Annotated in this window: 18 protein-coding genes, 1 tRNA gene and 4 pseudogenes; 20 read left to right on the top strand and 3 right to left on the bottom strand. The window is 69.9% G+C overall.

Annotation, left to right across the window (positions count from 1 at the left end; translation table 11 throughout):
* Positions 1–583: 583 nt before the first annotated feature.
* Together E7742_RS11370 and E7742_RS11365 are read right to left on the bottom strand one after the other, a co-directional pair.
* Positions 584–660 (bottom strand) — tRNA-Arg (locus tag E7742_RS11370).
* Between the two features lie 71 nt (positions 661–731).
* Positions 732–1,688 (bottom strand): LysR family transcriptional regulator, encoded by a 957-nt coding sequence (locus tag E7742_RS11365; RefSeq protein ID WP_137799048.1) that lies wholly within the window; start codon positions 1,686–1,688, stop codon positions 732–734.
* Positions 1,689–1,776: 88 nt separating this feature from the next.
* Here E7742_RS11365 and E7742_RS11360 point away from each other — a divergent pair, with 88 nt between their 5' ends.
* The 12 genes and pseudogenes from E7742_RS11360 (at position 1,777) to E7742_RS11305 (ending at position 14,820) form a co-directional block, all read left to right on the top strand.
* Positions 1,777–2,904, top strand: a complete 1,128-nt coding sequence (locus tag E7742_RS11360; protein ID WP_137799047.1) for an XdhC family protein — start codon at positions 1,777–1,779, stop codon at positions 2,902–2,904.
* A 95-nt stretch (positions 2,905–2,999) separates the two neighbouring features.
* Positions 3,000–3,884 carry an FAD binding domain-containing protein gene (locus tag E7742_RS11355; protein ID WP_137799046.1) on the top strand — a complete coding sequence of 295 codons (885 nt, stop codon included), beginning with the start codon at positions 3,000–3,002 and terminating at the stop codon, positions 3,882–3,884.
* A gap of 1 nt (position 3,885) precedes the next feature.
* A complete protein-coding gene (locus E7742_RS11350) occupies positions 3,886–4,377 on the top strand; it encodes a (2Fe-2S)-binding protein (RefSeq protein ID WP_137799045.1) in 492 nt (163 codons plus the stop codon).
* Complete coding sequence (locus tag E7742_RS11345) at positions 4,374–6,791, top strand: aerobic carbon-monoxide dehydrogenase large subunit (RefSeq protein ID WP_137799044.1); 2,418 nt, start codon at positions 4,374–4,376, stop codon at positions 6,789–6,791. The genes E7742_RS11350 and E7742_RS11345 overlap by 4 nt, the downstream gene beginning before the upstream one ends.
* 24 nt (positions 6,792–6,815) lie before the next feature.
* Positions 6,816–7,716: pseudogene (locus E7742_RS11340) on the top strand (XdhC family protein).
* Positions 7,707–8,297, top strand: coding sequence for a nucleotidyltransferase family protein (locus tag E7742_RS11335; RefSeq protein ID WP_137799043.1), 591 nt, complete (start codon positions 7,707–7,709; stop codon positions 8,295–8,297). The pseudogene E7742_RS11340 and the gene E7742_RS11335 overlap by 10 nt, the downstream one beginning before the upstream one ends.
* A gap of 41 nt (positions 8,298–8,338) precedes the next feature.
* Positions 8,339–9,133: pseudogene (locus E7742_RS11330) on the top strand (AAA family ATPase); the annotation flags it as partial.
* Between the two features lie 72 nt (positions 9,134–9,205).
* Positions 9,206–9,879: pseudogene (locus tag E7742_RS11325) on the top strand (SRPBCC family protein).
* Positions 9,876–11,080, top strand: a pseudogene (locus E7742_RS11320) (vWA domain-containing protein); the annotation flags it as partial. The pseudogenes E7742_RS11325 and E7742_RS11320, both read left to right, overlap by 4 nt.
* A gap of 80 nt (positions 11,081–11,160) precedes the next feature.
* Complete coding sequence (locus E7742_RS11315; RefSeq protein WP_137799042.1) at positions 11,161–13,191, top strand: cytochrome c oxidase assembly protein; 2,031 nt, start codon at positions 11,161–11,163, stop codon at positions 13,189–13,191.
* A gap of 283 nt (positions 13,192–13,474) precedes the next feature.
* On the top strand, positions 13,475–13,834 hold the full coding sequence (locus tag E7742_RS11310) for a recombinase family protein (protein WP_137799041.1): 360 nt from the start codon (positions 13,475–13,477) through the stop codon (positions 13,832–13,834).
* A complete protein-coding gene (locus E7742_RS11305; protein WP_137799040.1) occupies positions 13,831–14,820 on the top strand; it encodes a recombinase family protein in 990 nt (329 codons plus the stop codon). Before E7742_RS11310 ends, E7742_RS11305 begins: the two co-directional genes overlap by 4 nt.
* A gap of 298 nt (positions 14,821–15,118) precedes the next feature.
* Here the strand turns inward: E7742_RS11305 and E7742_RS11300 are convergent, their stop codons facing one another.
* Positions 15,119–15,373 carry a helix-turn-helix domain-containing protein gene (locus E7742_RS11300; RefSeq protein ID WP_137799039.1) on the bottom strand — a complete coding sequence of 85 codons (255 nt, stop codon included), beginning with the start codon at positions 15,371–15,373 and terminating at the stop codon, positions 15,119–15,121.
* A 131-nt stretch (positions 15,374–15,504) separates the two neighbouring features.
* Here E7742_RS11300 and E7742_RS11295 point away from each other — a divergent pair, with 131 nt between their 5' ends.
* The 8 genes from E7742_RS11295 (at position 15,505) to E7742_RS11270 (ending at position 18,840) form a co-directional block, all read left to right on the top strand.
* Positions 15,505–15,741, top strand: a complete 237-nt coding sequence (locus tag E7742_RS11295; protein ID WP_175420469.1) for a helix-turn-helix domain-containing protein — start codon at positions 15,505–15,507, stop codon at positions 15,739–15,741.
* The gene (locus E7742_RS23225) at positions 15,738–15,875 is read left to right on the top strand and encodes a hypothetical protein (RefSeq protein ID WP_175420468.1); all 138 of its coding nucleotides are present in this window, start codon (positions 15,738–15,740) and stop codon (positions 15,873–15,875) included. Before E7742_RS11295 ends, E7742_RS23225 begins: the two co-directional genes overlap by 4 nt.
* Positions 15,876–16,071: 196 nt before the next feature.
* Entirely contained in the window at positions 16,072–16,257 is a 186-nt protein-coding gene (locus E7742_RS11290) for a hypothetical protein (protein WP_137799037.1), read from the top strand.
* Positions 16,254–16,574: a hypothetical protein gene (locus E7742_RS11285; RefSeq protein ID WP_137799036.1), complete on the top strand. Its 321-nt coding sequence runs from the start codon at positions 16,254–16,256 to the stop codon at positions 16,572–16,574. Before E7742_RS11290 ends, E7742_RS11285 begins: the two co-directional genes overlap by 4 nt.
* Before the next feature lie 91 nt (positions 16,575–16,665).
* The gene (locus E7742_RS23220) at positions 16,666–16,821 is read left to right on the top strand and encodes a hypothetical protein (protein WP_175420467.1); all 156 of its coding nucleotides are present in this window, start codon (positions 16,666–16,668) and stop codon (positions 16,819–16,821) included.
* A complete protein-coding gene (locus E7742_RS11280; protein ID WP_137799035.1) occupies positions 16,818–17,063 on the top strand; it encodes a hypothetical protein in 246 nt (81 codons plus the stop codon). The genes E7742_RS23220 and E7742_RS11280 overlap by 4 nt, the downstream gene beginning before the upstream one ends.
* Positions 17,060–17,398: a hypothetical protein gene (locus E7742_RS11275; protein ID WP_137799034.1), complete on the top strand. Its 339-nt coding sequence runs from the start codon at positions 17,060–17,062 to the stop codon at positions 17,396–17,398. The genes E7742_RS11280 and E7742_RS11275 overlap by 4 nt, the downstream gene beginning before the upstream one ends.
* The gene (locus E7742_RS11270; protein ID WP_137799033.1) at positions 17,395–18,840 is read left to right on the top strand and encodes a ParB/RepB/Spo0J family partition protein; all 1,446 of its coding nucleotides are present in this window, start codon (positions 17,395–17,397) and stop codon (positions 18,838–18,840) included. Before E7742_RS11275 ends, E7742_RS11270 begins: the two co-directional genes overlap by 4 nt.
* The last annotated feature ends 58 nt before the right edge of the window (positions 18,841–18,898 follow it).

The raw sequence follows: 18,898 nt of genomic DNA, 5'->3' as shown, positions 1-18,898 counted from the left end.
CTGAAGCACAAGCTCGACCGCCCTGCCCTCAAGATCCGATGGAAGTCCTATTTCGGAGCAAACGGCGCGACTAGGTCCACACAGCTGCGCGGACCGACTCCCTGTACTGCCAGTCGACCGTGACGTTTTTCCGGACAGACCATACAAGATCGACCGCACGCAACTCATCACCAGTCGCCACGAAAGGTTGACCAACTGCACCCGGAAGGCGGTTCGCATCGTGGAGGTCGAAGACCTGGTCGCCGCGGAGTACCGCGTCATCCAGCTGACGCCTGAAGCACGACGCGAAACCACCCAGTGATGACTTGCAGCGACGCACGCACGGATCGAGGCAGAGCGGCGCGATTGGCTACCCAGAAGCAACGCACAACCAATGAGCGCACCCGCCTGCTCCAGGCCCACTACGTCGGGGCCATTCCCCTCGACCTGCTCAAGGAGGAGCAAAGGCGGCATTGCGCGCCGCAGGTTGCCACCGTCGGAACGCCTGGCCCAACGACGGGGGGCTACCCAACCGCGACGTCACCCTCGTCGGGGCACAAATAGAAAAGCCCCGACCGTGTCGAAGGTTTGAATGAGCACTATCTGGTGCCCCCGGCAGGAATCGAACCTGCGACCTAGAGATTAGAAGGCTCTTGCTCTATCCAACTGAGCTACGGAGGCGCGGCCAGAAGCATACCCGCTGAACGGGGATCAAATGCACATCCGGGTCACCGGTGTCGGGACCGTCCCGGTCAGCTCCACAGCGTGACGTGGACCTTCGGCTTGAAGTGGCTGACATCGACACCGGTGCCGCGAATCATCGCCTGGATGCACCGGGGCGTGCCGACGAAGTGCAGCAGTTCGGACGCGGCGGGCTGCAGGTGCTGATGCGGCAGCGTGGTCGCGCACCACTCACCGGCCGCACGGAGTTCCGGGCCCTCGACCAGCCCGAGGGAGCCGGCGGAGAGCTGGTCCCCGATCGCGAAACCGAGCGCGAGCGTCAGGGCCGACGACCGCCGCACGGCCTCCACGGCGGCGGCGTCGCTCTGGAACATGCGCTGCTGTTCGCGGGGAATGTCGAGTGCGCGGAGCATGTGGCGGGTGACGCCGTCGCCGCCGGCGGCGGACGGGCCCAGAAACCACTGCTGTTCTCGGAGGTGCCGGATCGACGGCCGGGTGCGCGCCAGCGAATGGTCGGGCGCGCACACGGTCAGCACCTCGTACTGCAAGAAGGGGTGCACGAACAGCGGTTGCCGGTCGCCCGGCGTGCGGGGGCCCAGTGCGACGTCGACCGCACGCGAGGAGACGAGATTCGCGAACTGCCGCATCGGGTGCACGCTCAACTCGACGGACAGGTCCTTGGCTCGGCTCGCGAACAACGCGATCAGACCGGGGGCGGCGTGCTCTGCGAACAGCGGCGACGCCGCGATCCGCAGCAGGCGCCGCCCGTGCCCGGCCTGGCTCACCTCGAGCGCCGTCTGCTGTTGCAGGCCGAGGATCTCGACGGCGCGGCTGGCGAGCCGCAGACCGCCGGGGGTGAAGGCCAGCCCGGACGGCCGGCGGCTGTAGAGCGGATCGTCGAGTTCCTTGCGGAGCTGGGCGATGTGCATGGAGACACCCGAATCCGTCATGCCCAGTTCGCGTGCCGCCGCTCGAACCGATCCGAGCCGCACCACCGCGGAATAGGCTCGCAGTTGAGCGGGTGTCACGGACCCGAGCCTACGTCCCGGCAGAGATCGACATCCGCGAATCGGCCGTCGCCGCGAGCCGCGCCGGCCGGGGCAGGGAGGCTGACACATGCGCGACGTCCTGCCCGAGCTGCTCGACATCTGGCGGGCGGGGGACACCGCGGGACTGGGCACGGTCGTCGCGGCGTTCCGGTCGGCGCCGCGCGATCCGGGCGCCGCCATGGTGGTGGCACCGGACGGAACGGTCGCCGGCTCTGTCTCCGGGGGCTGCGTCGAGGGTGCGGTGTACGAGTTGGCGACCGAGGTCGTCGGCACGGGAGCACCCGTCCTCGAACGGTACGGCGTCAGCGACGAGGACGCGTTCGCCGTCGGACTCACGTGCGGCGGCATTCTCGACGTGTTCGTCGAGCCCGTCTCGCGCCGCACGTTCCCCGGTCTCGGCGCCGTGGCCGCGGACGTCGATGCGGGTCGCCCGGTCGCGGTCGCCGCCGTCGTCGACCACGCCGACCGGTCCCGGATCGGACGACACCTGGTCGTCCGGCCCGACTCGGCCGACGGATCGCTGGGCTCCGCGCGCATCGATCAGGCCGTGGTCGACGACGGCCGGGGGATGCTCGCGGCGGGACGGACCGCGGTACTCGAGTACGGGCCCGACGGCCAGCGTCGCGGCGATGGGATGCGGGTGTTCGTCGCCAGTTACGCGCCGCCGCCACGCATGCTGGTGTTCGGCGCCATCGACTTCGCGGCGGCCGTTGCGCGGCAGGGGTCGTTCCTCGGCTATCGCGTGACGGTATGTGACGCGCGGGCGGTGTTCGCGACCGCGAGCCGCTTCCCGACCGCCGACGAGGTGGTGGTCGACTGGCCGCACCGCTACCTGTCCGCGCAGGCCGCCGCCGGCGCGCTCGATCGGCGGACGGTGATCTGCGTGCTCACCCACGACCCCAAGTTCGACGTCCCGCTGCTGAGTGTCGCCCTCCGGCTCCCGGAGGTGGGGTACGTCGGGGCGATGGGGTCCGAGCGCACCCATCTCGACCGACTGCAGCGCCTGCGCGACGCCGGCCTCACCGACACCGAACTGGCCCGTCTGTCGAGTCCGATCGGGCTCGACCTCGGGGCCCGGACGCCGGAGGAGACCGCGGTGTCCATCGCAGCGGAGATCATCGCCGCGCGGTGGGGCGGACGCGGTCGGCGCCTGCGTGACCTGGGCGGACGTATCCATCACGAACCTTCCGGATGATTGCGGTGCCGCGATGAAGCAATCACTGAATCGGCCTTGACGACGGGCTCGGCCGGGCACAGGCTGGAACCATCACGCTCTGTGAGGAGTGTCACATGCAGGTTCCGGGGTTGTTCGAATACGAGCGCGCCGCCGACGTGGCGGACGCGATCGCATTGCTGGACCGGCTCGGGGACGAGGCCAGGGTCGTCGCCGGCGGACACAGCCTGCTGCCGATGATGAAGCTGCGGTTGGCCAATCCCGAGTACCTCGTCGACATCAACGACCTGGCCGCCGAGCTCGGCTACGTCACCGTGGAACCGGACGTCGTGCGAATCGGTGCGCTGGCTCGTCATCGCGAGATCCTCGAGTCGGACGCCCTGGCCGCCGTCCTCCCGATCTTCCGCGACGCCGAACGGGTGATCGCGGACCCGGTGGTCCGCAACCGGGGGACGATCGGTGGGTCGCTGTGCCAGGCGGACCCCGCAGAGGATCTGACGACGGTCTGTTCGGTGGTCGACGCGGTGTGCGTGGTCCGCGGACCCGCCGGGGTGCGGGAGGTGTCGATGGCCGACTTCGTGGTGGGCCCGTACGAGACCGACGTCCGGGGCAACGAACTTCTCGTCGAGGTCCGGATCCCGATCGTCCGTTCCGTGTCGAGCGCCTACACGAAAGTGCATCGGCGCGTGGGGGACTGGGCCATCGCCGCCGCCGGGGCGGCGCTGACGCTCGACGGCACCCGCATCGGCCGCGCCCGGATCGGTCTCACCGCTGTGGAGGCGGACGTCGACCGGGTGGCCCGGATCGGTGAACAGTTGGCGGGCCGGCCGGTGGACGAGGACACCTTCCGGTGGGCCGGCGAGCTGGCGGCGCAGGCGTGTGAGCCGGTCACCGACACCCGCGGCACCGCCGCCTACAAGCGGCACCTCGCCGGTGAACTGACGGTCCGCTCCCTGCGCGCCGCCGCGCAGCGAGCCGGCGTCGCACGAACGGAGGCGTGAGATGCAGGTGACGATGAGGGTCAACGGAGCCGAGGTCACCGACGATGTCGAACCGCGCATGCTGCTGGTCCACTTCCTGCGGGACCGGCTGGGGCTCACCGGAACCCATTGGGGTTGCGACACCAGCAACTGCGGCACGTGCGTGGTGTCCGTCGACGGGGATCCGGTGAAGTCGTGCACGATGCTGGCGGTGATGGCGGCCGGACACGACGTGCGCACCGTGGAGGGACTCGCGAAGGACGGGGCCCTCGATCCGGTGCAGGAGGGGTTCATGCAGTGCCACGGCCTGCAGTGTGGATTCTGCACACCCGGAATGATGATCACCGCTCGGGCGCTCCTCGACCGCGATCCAGACCCCGACGAGCAGACGATTCGGGAGGCCGTCTCCGGCCAGATCTGCCGCTGTACCGGGTACACCACCATCGTCCGGTCGGTGCGGTGGGCGGCCGAACACAGCGGCGCGGACACTCTGACGACGGGAGGTGCGTCGTGACCACTCTCGACGAGGCACCCGCAACGGCCGACCTCGACCACGCGGCCAACGACGGGAAGCCGTGCGGGCACGGCCGGATGCTCCGCAAGGAGGACCCACGCTTCATCCGCGGCCAGGGCCGCTACGTCGACGACGTCCAGCTGCCGGGGATGCTGCACCTGGCGATCCTGCGGTCCCCGGTCGCGCACGCGAAGCTGGTGCGCGTGGATACCACTGCGGCACAGGCGCACCCGAAGGTCGCTGCCGTCGTCACCGGTGCCGATCTCGCCGAGAAGGGGCTGGCGTGGATGCCGACGCTGTCGAACGACGTGCAGGCCGTGCTGGCCACCGACAAGGTCCGCTTCCAGGGGCAGGAGGTGGCGTTCGTCGTCGCGGAGGACCGGTACGCGGCACGGGACGCCCTCGAACTCATCGACGTCGAATACGACCCCCTCGAGCCCGTGATCGACGCCCGGACCGCCCTGGCCCCGGACGCGGCCGTCATCCGCACCGACCTCGACGGCAAACGGGACAACCACTGCTTCGACTGGGAGACCGGGGATTCGGCCGCCACCGACGCCGCGTTCGCCCGCGCCGACATCGTGGTGCGGCAGGAGATGGTCTACCCCCGCGTGCATCCGGCGCCGATGGAGACGTGCGGAGCGGTCGCCGACTACGACGCCGTCGACGGCAAACTCACCCTGTGGTCGACCACGCAGGCACCGCACGCGCACCGCACGCTGTACGCGCTGGTGGCGGGGCTGCCCGAGCACAAGATCCGCGTCGTCTCACCGGACATCGGTGGCGGGTTCGGGAACAAGGTGCCGATCTACCCGGGCTACGTGTGCGCCATCGTGGGGTCGCTGCTCACGGGCAAACCCGTCAAATGGGTCGAGGACCGCAGCGAGAACCTCACGAGCACCGGGTTCGCACGCGACTACATCATGGTGGGGGAGATCGCCGCGACCGCCGAGGGCCGGATCCTCGCGATCCGCACCGACGTCCTCGCCGACCACGGCGCCTTCAACGGCACCGCGGCGCCCGTCAAGTACCCGGCGGGGTTCTTCGGGGTGTTCACCGGCAGCTACGACCTCGAAGCCGCGTACTGCCACATGACCGCGGTGTACACCGACAAGGCGCCCGGCGGGGTGGCCTACGCGTGCTCGTTCCGCATCACCGAGGCCGTCTACCTGGTCGAACGTCTGGTGGACTGTCTGGCGTTCGAGCTCGGCGCGGATCCTGCCGAGCTGCGGCTGCAGAACCTGCTGCGGCCGGACCAGTTCCCGTACACCTCCAAGACCGGATGGAAGTACGACTCCGGCGACTACGCGACCACCATGCGCAAGGCCATGGACATGATCGGCTACGCCGACCTGCGCCGGGAACAGGCCGAGCGCCGCGAGCGCGGGGAACTGATGGGCATCGGGATGTCGTTCTTCACCGAGGCGGTCGGCGCCGGACCCCGCAAGGACATGGACATCCTGGGGCTCGGCATGGCGGACGGCTGTGAGCTCACCGTGCACCCGACCGGCAAGGCGGTGGTCCGGTTGTCGGTGCAGACCCAGGGGCAGGGCCACGAGACCACGTTCGCGCAGATCGTCGCCGAGGAACTCGGCATCCCACCCGAGGACATCGACGTGGTGCACGGCGACACCGACAACACCCCGTTCGGACTCGGCACCTACGGCAGCCGGTCCACGCCGGTGTCCGGTGCGGCGGCCGCGCTGGTGGCGCGCAAGGTCCGGGACAAGGCGAAGATCATCGCGTCGGGGATGCTCGAGGTGTCGGTCGCCGATCTGGAATGGGTCAAGACCGACGAGCGCGGCGGCGCGTTCCAGGTGAAGGGGGATCCGTCGGCCGCGGTCACCATCGGCGACATCGCGATGCGCTCGTACGGCGCCGGCGATCTGCCGGACGGTATCGAGGGCGGGCTCGAGGCCCAGATCTGTTACAACCCGGAAAATCTCACGTACCCGTACGGGGCGTACTTCTGCGTCGTCGACGTCGATCCGGGCACCGGTCAGGTGATGGTGCGCCGGTTCCTCGCGGTCGACGACTGCGGTACCCGGATCAACCCGATGATCATCGAGGGTCAGGTGCACGGCGGCATCACCGACGGAATCGGGATGGCGCTCATGGAGATCGTGTCGTTCGACGAGGACGGGAACTGCCTGGGCGGCTCGCTCATGGACTACCTGATCCCGACGGCGCTCGAGGTGCCGCGCCTCGAGACCGGATACACCGTCACCCCGTCACCGCACCATCCCATCGGCGCCAAGGGGATCGGGGAGAGCGCGACCGTCGGCTCCCCGCCCGCCGTGGTGAACGCCGTCGTCGACGCGCTGAAACCCTACGGCGTGCGTCACGCGGACATGCCGCTCACGCCGTCCCGGGTGTGGGAGGCGATGCAGGGGCGGGCCACCCCACCGATCTGACCCCGCTCCGAGGAGACGATGCCAATGGACCTCGACGCGCGCGCCGCCCGGTTGACCGGCGAGCGGCGCCCGTTCGTGCGCGCGACCGTGGTGCGCGCCCAGCAACCGACGTCGGCGTCGCCGGGGAACCGGGCGATCGTGACGGCCGACGGCACGATCGAGGGGTTCGTCGGCGGTCACTGCGCGCAGAACTCATTGCGGCAGGCGGCGATCGACGCGCTCGAGACGGGGGAAAGCCTGTTGCTGCGCATCCTGCCAGAGGACGGTGTCGGCTTTCCGGACGTGCCCGGCGCGCGGTCGTCGTCAACCCCTGCCTCTCCGGCGGGGCGATGGAAATCTTCCTGCAGCCGTGCCTGCCTGCCCCGATCGTGCGCGTGGTGGGACAGACCCCGGTCGCCGACGCGGTCGCCGAGCTCGCCGGCGCGCTCGACCTCGACGTGCGCCGCGGTGCGACACGGCAGGAGGGCGAGTGCGCGGTCCTCGTGGCCAGCCTCGGCGGCGACGAATCGAGTGCCGTCCGCGACGCACTCGACGCGGGCGCCGGCTACGTCGGTCTGGTCGCGAGCAGTACCCGCGGTGCCGCGATCCTCGACGAACTCGGGCTCGACCCGGCGCGGCGGCAGCGGGTCCACACCCCGGCCGGATTCGCCATCGGGGCCCGCACCCGGGCGAGATCGCGGTGTCGATTCTCGCGGAGCTGGTGCAGGCACTCCGCGTCGACCACGTTGCCGAGCGTGCGGCCGGTGACACGGGGGAGCCGAGCGGGCAGCGCGACGAGCGGCTCGCGGTGATCGACCCCGTCTGCGGGATGACCGTCGTCGTCGAGGAGGACACCCCACACCTGCAGATCGACGGTGAGGACTACTGGTTCTGTGCGCCCGGCTGCCGCCGCACCTACGAGAAGGAGCGCGCGGAATGTACGTGACCGGGCTGGTGCTCGCGGCCGGGGGCTCGCGGCGACTGGGGCGCCCCAAGCAACTGTTGCCCTATCGTGGTGCGACCCTGCTCGACGCCAGCCTGACCACGGCCCGTGCCTGCCGATTCCATCAGCTGCTTGTGACCGTGCCGGGTTCGGCGGAGGCCATCGAGGACCTCGTCGATCTGCGCGGGTGCATCGTCGTCCACGCCCCGGACGCCGGCAGCGGCTGCGCTGCCTCGGTGAAATCGGCGCTGCCGCACGTCGATCCCCTCTCCGCGGGCATCGTGTTGCTGCTGGGCGACCAGCCCGGCGTGCAGCCGTGGACGGTGCGCGCACTCGTCGGACGCGGGGCCATGGAGAACATCGGGTTGTGCCGCTACGAGAACGGTGTGGGTCATCCTCTGTGGTTGGGCCGCACCGTGTTCGACGACCTCGCCGGACTGGTCGGCGACAAGGCCGTGTGGAAGCTGTTCGACCGCACGGACATCGAGATGTTCGACGTCCCGGCGGACGGCCGGATCCCGCTCGACGTCGACACCTGGGACGAGTACCGCGAGCTCCTCGACCAGGACCGGGACGCGTCGTGACCGCGGTGGCCGGCGACGACGGGTTCACCGACGTCGCGGAGTTGACCGCACGGTTCGACGCCTACGGCTACCTCCTCGACGAGGGCACCGCCACCGCGCTGTTCCTGGCGCTGCGACTGGGCCGGCCGTTGCTGCTCGAGGGCGAGCCCGGGGTCGGAAAGACAACCGCCGCGAAAGTGCTGGCCGCGGCGTTGGACACGCCGCTGCTGCGCTTGCAGTGCTACGAGGGGCTGGGGGCGGACGAGGCGCTCTACGACTGGAACTACCAGCGGCAGCTGCTGGCCGTCCGGCTGTCCGAGGCCCGCGGCGATCGACTCGACGAAGCCGATCTGTTCACCGACCGGTTCCTCCTCGAACGCCCGGTTCTGCAGTGCGTACGGCACCGCGGCGCGGCGCCACCGGTGCTGCTGATCGACGAGATCGACCGTGCCGACGACGAATTCGAGGCGCTGCTGCTCGAGTTCCTGGGCGAGGCCGCGGTCACGGTGCCCGAACTGGGAACGTTCGTCGCGGAGCGGGCGCCGATCGTCGTGCTCACCTCCAACCGCAGCCGCGACCTGCACGATGCGCTGCGTCGCCGCTGTCTCTACCACTGGATCGACTACCCGGCCCCCGAGCGGGCCGCCGCAATCCTGCGCCGCACGGTGCCGGGCGCGGCCGCCCCGTTGATCACGAGCGTCACCGAGTTCGTCGCCTCGGCCCGCGCGCTGGACCTGGACAAGCCGCCCGGCATCGCCGAGGCGATCGACTGGGTCGCGGCACTCACCGCACTCGGCGCCGGCGATCTGGTGCCGGCCACCGCCGTCGCCAGCCTGGGCGCGATCGCGAAGACCCCGACGACCGCATCGTGCTCGCCGAGGCCGTCGGCGACTTGCCGACGGGCGGCGCCACCGGATGAGAGGACGACGATGAAGATCACGGACGAGTTCACGGTCGACGCTCCGATCGACCGCGCCTGGGTGGTGCTCACCGACCTCGAAGGCATCGCACCTCTGCTGCCGGGTGCGCAGATGACCGGGCGGGAGGGCGACGACTACCTCGGGACCGTCAAGATCAAGGTCGGTCCGGTGACAAGCGAGTTCGCCGGCCGCGCCTCGTTCGTGTCGAGGGACGCGGGTCCCGCACCGCGGTGATCGACGCGCGGGGCCGCGAGAAGCGCGGCAGCGGCAACGCGTCGGCGACGATCACCGCCCGCCTCCACGAATCGGACGGCGCGACGCGGGTCACCGTCGAGACCGACATGAAGGTCGTCGGCAAACTCGCCCAGTTCGGCAGCGGCATGATCCAACAGGTCTCGTCGAAGCTGATGCGCCAGTTCGCGGCGGCGCTCGCGGACAAACTGGCGGCCGACGCCACCGCGCCGGCTGCCGCCGCCGCGAGCGCGACTGCGGCCGAGTCCGGGGCGATCGTGCTGACCGCGGTCCCCGAACCCGAGCCGGTCGCCGAAGTGGGGCCCGAAGCCGAACCGATCGACCTGCTCGAGCTCGCCGGCGGGTCGGTCGCGCGGCGCGTGGCGCCGTGGCTCGCGGCGGTGGTGGCCGCCGTCGTCGTGTTCGTGGTCCTGCGGTCCCGCCGCCGGTGACCGGACGGTCGGCGGCACTGCTGCGCGGCGTCGACCTGGCGGCGTTCGCGGTGGCACTCGTCACGCGGGCGCGGGCTGCGGGCGTTGCGGTCTCGGCCAGCGGCGGGGCCCGGTTCACGGAGGCGCTGCGCGTGCTGCCCCCGACCGATCGGCGACGGCTCTACTGGATCGCGCGGGTCACACTCGTGAGTCGGCGCGGCGACATCGCAGCCTTCGACGCGGTGTTCGGGTCGGTCTTCGACGCGGCCGTGCTGCCCCTCGATCCGGCGGCCCGGGCGGCGCACCGGCACCGGGCGTCCCGTCCGCGCGAGAACAGTCCCGAGGCGGCGCCGCCGAGCGCGTCCGAAACCCGCGTGCCGTGGACCACCCGCGAGGTACCCGCGGTCACGGCGGCCGACGTGCCGGCGCCGCGCGACGAGGACACCCCGGGCCCCGGCGTGACGCTGCGGCTGCCGAGCGCACTCGAGGCGCTCGCGGACGAGCCGTTCGGGGGTTCCGGGACGAGGATCTGGCGGCGCTGGGCCGTTGGTTCGAGGCTGCCGCGATGCGTTGGCCCACCCGCCGCACCCGTCGCCGCGCCCCGCACCGGCACGGGCGGGTGGACCTGCGCGCCACGCTGCGGCGGGCCCGCGGGACGGCGTTCGAACCGATCCGGTTGACCCGCTACCGCCGGCGCGTGCGCCGCCGCCGGATCGTCCTGCTGTGCGACGTCAGCCGGTCGATGCGCGGATACGCCGACGTCTACCTCCACCTGATGCGCGCGGCCGTGCTCCGCGCCGGGCACGACGCCGAGGTGTTCGCGTTCTCGACGCGCCTCACCCGGCTGACCCCTGTGCTCGCGCACCACGACGCCGAGGTCGCGGTGGCCCGGGCCAACGAGCGTGTGGTGGACCGCTTCGGCGGCACCCACATCGCCCGGAGCCTCGCGGCGCTGTCGGGCTCGCCACACGGCAGTCTGCTGCGCGGCGCCGTCGTGATCATCGCGTCCGACGGCTGGGACAGTGACCCGCCCGCCGAACTGGGCCGCGCCGTCGCCCGCATCCGGCGGCGGGCGCACCGGTTGGTGTGGCTCGATCCCCGCGCGGGCGCACCGGGATTCGAGCCCGCCGCCGGCTCCCTGCTGGCCGCGCTGCCGTACTGCGATCACTTTCTCCCGGCGCACACCATCACCGCGCTGGGCGAGATGTTGACGACCGTCGCCGACGCCGCCGCAGGCGCGGGCCCGCGCGGCGGGCCGAGGTCCGAGTCCGACACGATGTCGTAGGTCCTACCCTGGTAGCTATGGCAACACCCCTGCGAGAGCAGTCCGAGCGCGCTCCCGTTCCGTCCTCCCGTGCCGGATCCGGCGCCCTGTACACCGTCAGTGCCGTGCTCGCGGGCGTCGTCGCCGCGCTGGTCGTGGCGATGTCGGCGTCCCAGGCGCTGGTGTTGATGGGCATTCCCGACCCCGGCCCGTTCACCACGTACGGACTGCCGGCGCTGCGTGCGGTCAGCGAGGTCGCGGCCGTCATCGCGGTCGGGTCGCTGCTGTTCGCGGCGTTCATGGTGCCGCCACAGAAGACCGGTGTGCTGGACGTCGACGGTTACCGCGCCGTCCGTACCGCGTCGCACGCGGCGCTCGTCTGGGCGCTGTGCGCGGTGATCCTGGTGCCGCAGACGCTGTCGGACACCTCCGGTCAGCCGTTCTCGGAGGCGATCAAGCCCGACAACCTGTGGTCGGCGATCGGGCAGGTGGAGAACGCCGTGGCATGGGCGTGGACGGCCGGCCTCGCGCTGGTCCTCGCGATCGCGTCACGCGTTGCGCTGCGCTGGTCGTGGACGCCGTTCCTGCTGCTGCTGAGCATCGCCACGATGCTCCCGATCGCGCTCACCGGGCACTCCTCGTCCGGCGGTTCCCACGACGTGGCGACCAACAGCCTCATCTGGCATCTCGTCGCGGCCGCGTTCTGGGCGGGTGGCCTGTTCGCGCTGCTCGCCCACGCCCGTCGGGGCGGCGCGTACACCGACGTCGCGGCCCGCCGGTTCTCGTTCGTCGCCACCATCTGCTTCGTCGCGATGGGCATCAGCGGCGTCGTCAACGCCCTCGTCCGCATGCCGATCGGTGATCTGTTCGCCACCACCTACGGCCGGCTGATCGTCGCCAAGGTCGTCGCGCTCGTCGTGCTCGGTGTCTTCGGCTGGTTCCAGCGCCGCCGCTCGCTGCCCGCGCTCGCCGCCGACCCCCAGTCGCGAGGCGCCCTCGTCCGCTTCGCGGGCGCGGAGGCGCTCGTGTTCGCCGCGACCATCGGCATCGCGGTGGGCCTGGGCCGCACCCCGCCACCGCCGCCGTCGTCGATCCCGACGCTCACCGAGGTGGAACTCGGCTACAACCTCGACGGCGCGCCCACCTTCGGCCGCCTCGTCCTGGACTGGCGTTTCGACCTGATCTTCGGCACCGCCGCTATCGCCCTGGCCGTGCTCTACGTCGTCGGTCTGCGGACGCTGCGCCGGCGCGGGGACAGCTGGCCGGTGGGGCGCACCATCGCGTGGTTCTCCGGTTGCGTGGTGCTGCTGCTCGGCACGTCCTCCGGTGTCGGCCGGTACGCGCCCGCGATGTTCAGCGTCCACATGGGCGCACACATGGCGCTGTCGATGCTCGCCCCCGTCCTGCTGGTGCTGGGCGGGCCGATCACGCTGGCGCTGCGGGCGCTGCGTCCCGCGGGCAAGGACGGTGTCCCCGGCCCGCGTGAGTGGCTGCTGAGCTTCCTGCACAGCCCCATCTCCAGATTCCTGACGCATCCGCTGGTCGCGTCGGTCCTGTTCGTCGGCGGCTTCTACGCGCTGTACCTGGGCGGCATCTTCGGCGCGAACGTCGACAGTCATGCCGCGCACCTGCTGATGAACCTGCACTTCATCCTCAGCGGCTACCTGTTCTACTGGGTGGTGATCGGTGTCGACCCGTCGCCGCGCAACCTGCAGCCCATGACCAAGCTCGCGATGGTCTTCGGCTCGCTGCCGTTCCACGCGTTCTTCGGTGTCGCGCTCATGAGCATGGGTGAGGTCATGGGCGCCACGTTCTACCGCTCGCTGAACCTGACGTGGAACGCCGACCTGTTGAAGGACCAGCAGCTGGGCGGCTCGATCGCGTGGGCCACCGGTGAGGTGCCGCTCGTCCTGGTGATGCTGGCGCTGCTGGTGCAGTGGTCGCGCAGCGACCAGAAGGCCGCCAAGCGCGTCGACCGTGCCGCCGAGCGGGACGACGGCGCGGAGCTGGCCGCGCACAACGCGATGTTCGCCGAACTCGCCCGCCGCGACCGGGAGGCGGGCCTGTAGCACGGGCCACCGTCACCGTCCGCCGCCGAGAGCTCCTGCGGGCCGGGATGTGGATACGACTCCGGTTCATCCACAACCGTGCCGGCGCCGCACCACCGGCCGCCGATTCACGGCATCGTCGAACGCACCGCCTCTTCCGGGCGGTGCGTTCGCCGTTTCGGGGAACGTCGGTGGCAGCGAAGGGGGAAGTCGATGTACGAGACACACGGCACTGTGGTCGGCACGGTCATCACCGATCCGTTCAATGTGGATAACCGGTGACGATACCGACTAGACTGTATCCATGACCGTTGCCGTTGTCTACACACGAATCTCGAAGGACCGCGTCGGCGCCGGCCTCGGCGTCGAACGGCAACGGGAGGACTGCCAGAAGCTCGCCGATCAGCTCGGCTGGACCGTCGCGCGAGTCTTCTCCGACAACGACATCTCCGCCTACTCGGGCAAACCGCGCCCCGAGTACCGCGCCATGCTCGACGCCCTCGACCACGGCGAGGCCCAGGCGGTCATCGCCTGGCACACCGACCGACTCCACAGGTCCCCGTCCGAACTCGAAGAATTCATCACCCTGTGCGAGCGCCGCAGCATCACCGTGCGGACCGTGCAGGCCGGAGAACTCGACCTCTCCACCCCGCCGGCCAGATGACCGCGCGCATCGTCGGCGCGGTCGCCCGCCACGAGATCGACCACGCCCGATCGCGCATCAAAGCCGCGCACGCGCAGGCCGCCGCCCAGGGGCGGGCGCACGGCCGCATCGCGTACGGGTATCGACTCTCCGACGATGGCCGCCGAGTGCCAGACGAGGTGACCGCGCCGATCGTCCAGGAACTGGCGAAGCGTGTACTCGCCGGCGAGACCATGTACTCGATCTGCAACGACCTGAACGATCGCGGCACACCCACTCCGCGCGGCTCCAAGCGATGGAACACGCAGAAGGTTCGGCAGATGCTGCTGAGCCCAACCTACGCCGGCCTGAGGACACACCTCGGCGTGCTGACGCCGGCAGTGTGGGAGCCGCTGATCGACGTCGAGGACCACCGCGTCATCCGTTCGATTCTGACGGACCCCAGGCGGAAGACGACGCGAGGGAGCGCGCCCGTGCATCTGCTGTCGGGCATCGCGCGCTGCGGTGTCTGCGGCGAGTCCATGGGCCGGAAGAAAAGTCACGGCGGGAACTCGTACGGGTGCCTGCGGAACCACTGCGTCTACCGGCGGAGCGAACCTGTTGACCTGATGGTCTCCGAGGCGATCATCGCCCGGTGCGAGCAGATGACCGGCCTGCAGGAGCTCGTCGACGACGACGTCGCCGATGCGGAACGGGAGGCCGCTCGACTGCGGGCTCAGCTGGACGACTTCTGCGACAAGGCGGCGGCGGGCGAACTCTCCGCGGCATCACTCGCCCGGATCGAAGCGAAGTTGCTCCCGCAGATCCGCGCCGCCGAGCGGCGAGCCGCGGTCGTCGTGCCGCCGGCAGTGGGGGAGCTGCTCGGGACGAACGCCCGGGTGCGATGGGAGCAGATGCCGGTGATCGCGAAACGGACGGTTGTCCGAAACCTGGTGGAGATCACCATCGACCGCGGAAAGCCGGGCCCGAAGTTCGACCCGGAGTTGATCCGTTTGAAGTGGCTCTGATCCCTACTTCCGGGTAGGTATGACCGGGCCTTCCGCCCTGTCGGCGCTCCGGTTTACTCTCATGCCCAGAAGAAGATCGACTGTTTGGTATGGGGGCGAGCTGTATGCCTGATGTTGCTCTCGCGCGAGCGATCGCCGCGGGTATGGAACGCGTGGGCCTGGACGTACGGGGGCTGGCTTCACGATTGGGGGAAAGCCCCACCTGATCGAAGGGTGGCTGGCATCACCGAAGGCGATGTCCGTCGAGTCGGTCGCCGACGTGGCGGCCGTGTTCGGCGTGCTGCCCTCTTCGTTGTTCTCAGCCGCGTAGAAGGCGCTTCTCGGCGGCCGCGAGTAGGTCGGCGACGCTCATGTCTATCGCGTTAGCGAGCAGCGCGAGCTGCTCGACATCCATCGCACGATCGCCCGTGAGGATCTTCGTGATTGTGGGGCGTGCGATCCCGGTCCGTTCGGCGATTGCGGCGTGCGTGAGGTTGAGTCGCTCGGCGGCGTCTCGAACGATTTCAGCGACTGCCGCGGTGTACTTGCCTACTCGCCTCGGGGCTTGTGCCATGTGGAACACGTTACCGCCGAATGCCACCCCTTGTGTTCCATTTAGACCCTTTCAAGATCACTAAAGTGGTGATTTGCACCACTTCTTCCATTTGCTTGCGATGTTCCATATGGAGCCGTAGCATGTTCTGTATGGAACCACCGAAGCTATCGCGGGCGGTGGCCGGCATCGTTCAGAAGGCGCTCGACGACGCCAACATCAGCCTCCGCGAAGTCTGTAGACAGACCGGCATCTCCCCGACCACCCTCCACGCGCGACTGAAGGGATACAGACCCTTTCAGCTCGACGAGATCGAACTGATCGCCCAGCTGGTCGACATCGACGTCGCCGAACTGATGCGCCTCGCTGTGACCTCGGCGGCGGCATGACCACCGAGTGGACGCCCGCCATGCAGGCATGGCTCGACCAGACCCTCGCTCGCGCAACGCCACTCACTATCTTCCAGGAGAACGCGGTCAAGGCCGAGTTCCGCAAGATAGCGCTCTCCGACCAGGCTGCTTAGCCCCTCGACTTCCCACAGCCCTCCGCGCACCCCCGGCGCGGAGACTGCCCCGGACGCCGTCCACCCCCCATCGGCGTCCGGGGCCACCAGTCCCCGGCAGCGACGGAACCCAACATCGGGAGTTCCTGTTCCTGTGCAGCGCCATCGCCGCACTTCCGTCGCTGCCGGTCACCAACAACGAACGGAGAGAACAACAATGCGCCTCCGCAAGCCTCGCCGCCCCGCCCCCGCCGCCCCAGCGCCCGTGCAGCCCACCGGCGCCCACGATGCCCCCACCCATCCGATCTACGCCGGTCTCGCCCGCGGCAACGTCCTGCCGCGGTTCGACGACATCGACGAGATGCCACTCGGCGCCATCGTCACCTCGGGCAGGCTCGCATGAGCGCCCCTGTCGACACCACACCCGCGCTCGTGGCCAGATTCGACCTCGACCAGATCCAGGCAGGCGACTTCGACGGACCAAGCTTCCGGCCGATCCGACCCCGCCCACCGAAGCCTGCCGGCGCCCGCGTGGTCTACGCCCTGCCGAACGGCCGCCTCCGTGAACGCGGCCGCGCACGCCTCATCTACTCCGGCGAGCGCGACGGCATCCACTACTGGACGCCGGTGACCACGTTCTGGATTCAGCCGGGCGACCACCTCGAAGTCGACTACATGCCCTCGCACACCGTCATCCAAGGGATCGAGGCGCAGGCGTGAGGGGCCTCATCGCAGTCGTCAGCGTGTACGCGATCGGTGCCGGCATCATCGCCGCCTGCTGGATCACATACCGGCTCGCGGAGCTGCTGCCGTGATCGCGCTACTCGCAGCCGCCGTCGCCGCCATCGCCGCAGTCCTCGGCCTGGCGTCCGGGGACTGCTCGACGGGGGAGGCGTGGGCGCTGATCGCGATCCTCGCAGCGGCCGCCGCGATCATCGGTATCCAGGCCGCCAGGCTCCTGCCATGAATGGCCGCCATCAGCTCGACAACCCGATCTGGTTCGAGGCGGCACTCGCCGGCACCCAGCCCGCCGAAGTGCTCACCCCGTACGACCGTCGGGTGCTGATGGCGGCCCTCGTCCGCCGCGGTATGACCGACACCGAGATCGCAACGCACACACGGTGGACCACCTACACCACCGCGCGGATCCGCGAGAACTGCGGCCTGGAACCGAACCGCGCTGGACCGGAAAGGACCCCGGAGACGTGAGCTCATCGTGCAAGGAATGCCGCCAGCCGATCGCGTGGGCTAAGTCGATGGTCCGCGAGGACTCGTGGATCGCGCTCGACACCTCCCCGGACCCGGGACTCGGATCGGTCCGCAAGCGGTTCGTGTACGAGAACGGACCTGACCGTCCCGCCACGGTCTACGCGGAAGTCCTCAAGGGCGACGACCTGCACCGAGCCATCGCCAACGGCGAGCGGCTCTGGATCCTGCACCGCGACTCCTGCGCTGCCCACCGGCCCCGCAACCCACGCCCCGCGCACGCCGTCTACACGCCCCGCCGCCGACTCTCCCGACGAACCGAACGGAACCTCAGATGACCACCACCACAACAGTGTTCGAACAGCTCCCACTTGCCCATCTCGTTCCGCACCCGCGAAACGTGCGCACTGCAGTCGGCAATGTCAGCGACCTCGCTACCTCGATCAAGGCGCAGGGTGTCCTGCAGCCTCTCGTCGTTGCGCCCCACGAGATCCTCGACCAGCGGTGGACGATCATCGCCGGGCACCGGCGCCACGCCGCCGCGAAGAAGGCCGGCCTGAAGACGGTGCCGTGCGTCATCCGTCATGACCTCACCGGCGGGGCCGACCAGCTGCAGGCGATGCTCACCGAGAACCTGCAACGCTCGGACCTCAACGCCGTCGAAGAGGGCGACGCCTACCAGGCGCTCCTCGACCTCTCCATCGACGTCAAGGCGATCTCCGCGCGAACCGGACGCACGCAGAAAACGATCCGCGAACGGGTGAAGATCGCCGCAGCGCCGGAGGACGTCCGAACGAAGGTCATCGACCGGCAGATCACGATCGACGAGGCCCTCACACTTCAGCAGTTCGCCGCCTATCCGAACGTGTACGAGACGCTCGCGAAGTACCCCGGCACCGCGAACTGGTCGTGGGCTGTGCAGAACGCGAAGAACGCCCGAAGCCGCGCCGACGCGGGCACCAAGCTCGTCGCCGCGCTACGCACCGAAGGCGTCCGCGTGATGGACAACGACGAGCGTGAGGCGTTCCGGCTCGAGCAGACGAAGGCGCGCGGAGTGAACCTGCTGTGGGCGAAGCTCCCGGCCGAGCCGAAAGACCGCACCTCGGAATCGGTTTGCGCGTCGTTCCACGACTCCGGCTACGGCGCCATCGACGGATGCGTCTCCTGGCACGTCCTCGTCACAGAGGACGAAGCCGACGAAGAGGTCGATGCCGCGCCGACAACCGAGCGCCCCTCCGTCGAGGAAGCCCGCGCCGCACAGAAGGCAAAGACCGAGGCCGCCGCCGAGCAGGCCCGCCGCGAGCAGCTCGCCGCCGACCTCACCACCGCGGCCACCGTGCGCCGCGACCACCTTCGCGACGTTCTGGTGGAGGGGAGCGCCGACACCGCCCATGAACTGCTGATCGGGATGGTCTCCGACCAGCTCGACGAGACTGAGGTGGACGTCCTCGAGCTCGTCGTCGACATGCTCAGCCTTCCCGCCGTCCTCGACAACACCGATGACCGCGGAGACATCCTCGCGGACCGCGTCCGGGGAGCGGCGCAGAGCATGAGCGCTGCGAAGCTGGTGATCCTGCTCCGCTACCTCGAGCAGCTCCCCGCCGAGCTCGCACTCGACAACCTGTCCCGGTGGCTTCCCGACTGCCCGCCGTACTCACTCCAGTCCGCCAACGCATGGCGCTGTGAGCTCGGCGGCCCGCTCGGCTACGAGTGGTCGGACGTCGAAGCCGGTCTCCTCGACGATCTCGCGCGCGCCGAAGCTGCCGCCGATGACGAGTAGCAGCCGATGTCCGCAGACGCCTGGTGGAACAGCCTCCCGCTCGACCGGCGCGAACAGA

Source organism: Rhodococcus sp. SGAir0479 (assembly GCF_005484805.1).
Lineage (GTDB): Bacteria > Actinomycetota > Actinomycetes > Mycobacteriales > Mycobacteriaceae > Prescottella.
The sequence above is the reverse complement of the archived record's forward strand: the minus strand, read 5'-3'. Positions and strand labels throughout refer to the sequence as shown.

Coding starts and splice junctions, on each gene's coding strand:
- E7742_RS11350 (WP_137799045.1), top strand. CDS start 3,886: ATGCAGGTGACGATGAGGGTCAACGGAGCCGAGGTCACCGACGATGTC.
- E7742_RS11305 (WP_137799040.1), top strand. CDS start 13,831: ATGACCGCGCGCATCGTCGGCGCGGTCGCCCGCCACGAGATCGACCAC.
- E7742_RS11270 (WP_137799033.1), top strand. CDS start 17,395: ATGACCACCACCACAACAGTGTTCGAACAGCTCCCACTTGCCCATCTC.
- E7742_RS11355 (WP_137799046.1), top strand. CDS start 3,000: ATGCAGGTTCCGGGGTTGTTCGAATACGAGCGCGCCGCCGACGTGGCG.
- E7742_RS11295 (WP_175420469.1), top strand. CDS start 15,505: ATGGAACCACCGAAGCTATCGCGGGCGGTGGCCGGCATCGTTCAGAAG.
- E7742_RS11300 (WP_137799039.1), bottom strand. CDS start 15,373: ATGGCACAAGCCCCGAGGCGAGTAGGCAAGTACACCGCGGCAGTCGCT.
- E7742_RS11315 (WP_137799042.1), top strand. CDS start 11,161: ATGGCAACACCCCTGCGAGAGCAGTCCGAGCGCGCTCCCGTTCCGTCC.
- E7742_RS11335 (WP_137799043.1), top strand. CDS start 7,707: ATGTACGTGACCGGGCTGGTGCTCGCGGCCGGGGGCTCGCGGCGACTG.
- E7742_RS11290 (WP_137799037.1), top strand. CDS start 16,072: ATGCGCCTCCGCAAGCCTCGCCGCCCCGCCCCCGCCGCCCCAGCGCCC.
- E7742_RS11310 (WP_137799041.1), top strand. CDS start 13,475: ATGACCGTTGCCGTTGTCTACACACGAATCTCGAAGGACCGCGTCGGC.
- E7742_RS11360 (WP_137799047.1), top strand. CDS start 1,777: ATGCGCGACGTCCTGCCCGAGCTGCTCGACATCTGGCGGGCGGGGGAC.
- E7742_RS11285 (WP_137799036.1), top strand. CDS start 16,254: ATGAGCGCCCCTGTCGACACCACACCCGCGCTCGTGGCCAGATTCGAC.
- E7742_RS11280 (WP_137799035.1), top strand. CDS start 16,818: ATGAATGGCCGCCATCAGCTCGACAACCCGATCTGGTTCGAGGCGGCA.
- E7742_RS23225 (WP_175420468.1), top strand. CDS start 15,738: ATGACCACCGAGTGGACGCCCGCCATGCAGGCATGGCTCGACCAGACC.